The sequence below is a fragment of the Thermotoga sp. genome, from assembly GCF_021162145.1.
Lineage (GTDB): Bacteria > Thermotogota > Thermotogae > Thermotogales > Thermotogaceae > Thermotoga.
The window spans coordinates 1-2,911 of sequence record NZ_JAGGZH010000123.1; the positions used below are offsets into that span (position 1 = coordinate 1).

Below are 2,911 nucleotides of genomic sequence, written 5' to 3' on the forward strand. Positions count from 1 at the left end.
GATCACAATTCTTTCTTTGCCAATATTTTCAAGATCTACTACAACAGAGTACTTGTAAAGTGAGAGATGCTCCTCTTTAGAAAATGGATTTGGGTCTGCATTTTCACCGATCTCACGAGCCCTCTGGACCAGATCATGGTTGGCGTAGAACGCCATATCTCCTTCCCATCTTTCCAGAGAAATAGCTTTTGTCATGCCAACAGGTGCTTTTCTCGAAATAGAAATATTCCCACTCCCTAAGGTTTTCATGTACCCAAAGAAATCAAGTTCTTCTGAAGTCAGGATACTTTCATCCAATATATCAAACTGGATAACGTCACGATCTTTTGCAACTTTAGCAGGTTTCCAACCGTGTTTTTTCACAAGAGCATTGAAAATGTGATGCCTCATACTGGCTCGTGAAAAGAAGGTATAGACGCCATCATTTCTTCGAAGTTTTTTTAATGATTGAATATTGTTCGCTATATTTTCATCTCTGTTCACAGCAGAAGCTTCAAAAACAACCGTAGCAGTAATTGCCTTTAGATTACTCATTTTCTTCACCCCCACTTATCATTCCACTCACGTAAGCAAACATCAAATTCTTAAAATCCTCGTCTTCTGCTGAGAAGACCTTGTTCAATTCTTCTGGGAAAGGTTTTTTTCTTGTCATATACGTTTTCAAAATCAGGTGATAAACTTCGTCCTTCTTTGCAAGTCTTATCAGTTCTAAAAGTCTGTATTTGGTCCGTTCGAACAGCTGGGATGCTTCTCTGCCGAGTTCTCTCATTCTCCAGACTGGTACCATCTGTTTCACCCCCATTGTGTTCCTTACTTCTTGGAAAAGATCGGGCAAGGCATTTATGTAATATCTAGCATCCCCTCTCACGTATTGCTTGACATTCTCAGACAGGTGACTTTTCCCCGCTATGGAGATATCGAGAAGGTACTTTATTAGCAGATATTCACAATCCAGGATTTCGTTTAACCTTTCTTGGTAAATCACTGCCTCAAAGATTTTGATACTATTCAAGGAATTCAAAATGGAGGAAATTCGAGTGTTCAGCAAAAGCTCGAGTACTCTTTGTGGCATGTAATACATTCTATAGGATTTACCATCGTAGTGAATGATTTCCACGTTCTGCCTCTCCCAAATTCCTAAAAGTCTTTGAAGCTTTAAGTGAACCTCTGATATTGCCCTTGAAACTGAAAGTTCCATGGATAAATTCTTGTAGGCTTGAATCGCTTCGTTCAGGTACCATATGGCCTTGAAGGAAGGAACGTTTACGAATATTCCCTCTCCCCGTCTTGGAAAAACAAAGTGTCTGAACAGAGCCATTTGAGAACAAACATCACACAGATAGAATTCATTGGACATGTTCCAGAACGAATTCGGAAATTTCCCTTCTGACGATGAAAATTCTTTGAAGAGAATCCTTGAGAACTGTTTCCTCTGGAGAATCGATTTGTTTTCATCAGTTTTTAGAGGATTTCCACAGAAGAAACACTGTTCGGAGCCCAACAACACAGGTTTTCTAAATATGGAGCGAATGATTTTTGGTAAGTTTTCCATGAACTTTTCCTTTTTGACTTGTGCTACATAGTTCTCATAATAACCAACATTGCCTCTGAAATAGTTGTACGATTTTTCTATATCCTCTTCTATTTTTACTGTCTCCTCCAGGATAAAAACAAATAACCTAGGAAAAGACAAATTATCGAATTTGCCATCCAAATACAATTCATCCAATGTTTCATCTGTTAAAACAACCGTACCATCGTCTTTCAAGATATCTGATAATTTGAAAGAGATCTTCCCCTCTTTCGATTTTTCGTTTATAACTTTCAGAAAACCGTAAACGTTTGCATTGTGAAGCCATCCTTGCGGATATATGACTAGCGCCACTCTTTCACCACCTTGAGCATTCCAAAGCCCTGTCCTGTACGGACTCCCATTCCGTTTTCATACAGGAAATTCAGAATATCAGGGCTGCCATCAAGAGTGATGGTTCCGGAAAAGGCTTCTATATATCCTCCGTAGTGTTTAACAGGAACTTTCTTGAGATTTTTGTTTACAACTCTTACAGGTTTAAAATCTGGTACTTTGACGCTGAACTTCTCGAAGAATCCTTTTAAAAGATTCAACCGAACTTGCAGGGAGTAGTTCAGAGCTTCCTCGAAATCATCATCTTCGGGTGATACGTAATACCTCTCTGTTTCCGATCTTGTTAAAACAGCACTTCCCATGATCTTGAAGGTCACCGTTTTGGAAGTTATAACCTTTGGTACGGGAAGATTTACACCCGCGACCTTTGAACCGTTCACAATTGAGGTTTGTGAAATGATGTAGTTATATAAATAACCCACCATCTGAGGGATAGAAGAGGAAAAATTAAAAAAAACCGGAGACTCAAAGATAATTGAGTCTCCGGATATTTCTTTTATTCTGTTGAAACCAACACTGAAGACATATGGCTTTGGTATGCGATCATGGGAGTTGACAATCTCTTCAAACGGTGTACATTCATATGCTTGTTTCAACAAAGACATAAAAATTCTTCTATAATCAGCTGGAAACTTACCTTCAGAACCGCTTTCTGGTTGGATTTTAACGAATATCCTCATAAATCATCCCCCTGAGTTTTTAATGCCCCCCAATAATACATTGTTTTTAGGAATGTTTCCAAGACCTCTAAGGAAGTATTGAAACTGGAGAAAAACCTTCGAGCCTTTCCCACCTGGATTTTTCGTTTCCATACCTCAAAGGAAGTATTGAAACCCGCGCGAAACAATTGTTTTTTCAATTCGTTCGTTTGTTTCCATACCTCAAAGGAAGTATTGAAACTCGTTGATTTTCGAAGAAATTATACCACAGGCTTTTTTGGAAGGCAAGAGTATTTCTTACTTTTCTGATACTGGTTCATCATAAACC

Annotated in this window: 3 protein-coding genes; all 3 read right to left on the minus strand. The window is 38.6% G+C overall.

What is annotated here, in order from left to right; translation table 11 throughout:
* On the minus strand, positions 1 to 534 hold a 534-nt coding region (gene cas7i / locus J7K79_RS07705), incomplete at its 3' end, for a type I-B CRISPR-associated protein Cas7/Cst2/DevR (RefSeq protein WP_296907168.1).
* Positions 527 to 1,885, minus strand: coding sequence for a Cas8a1 family CRISPR/Cas system-associated protein (locus tag J7K79_RS07710; protein WP_296907172.1), 1,359 nt, complete (start codon positions 1,883 to 1,885; stop codon positions 527 to 529). The genes J7K79_RS07710 and cas7i, both read right to left, overlap by 8 nt.
* On the minus strand, positions 1,876 to 2,604 hold the full coding sequence (cas6, locus tag J7K79_RS07715; RefSeq protein ID WP_296907175.1) for a CRISPR-associated endoribonuclease Cas6: 729 nt from the start codon (positions 2,602 to 2,604) through the stop codon (positions 1,876 to 1,878). Before cas6 ends, J7K79_RS07710 begins: the two co-directional genes overlap by 10 nt.
* Positions 2,605 to 2,911 lie beyond the last annotated feature (307 nt).

What these genes read in the sequence shown, in the direction of transcription:
- cas6 (WP_296907175.1), bottom strand. Translation starts at nt 2,604, where the DNA reads ATGAGGATATTCGTTAAAATCCAACCAGAAAGCGGTTCTGAAGGTAAG.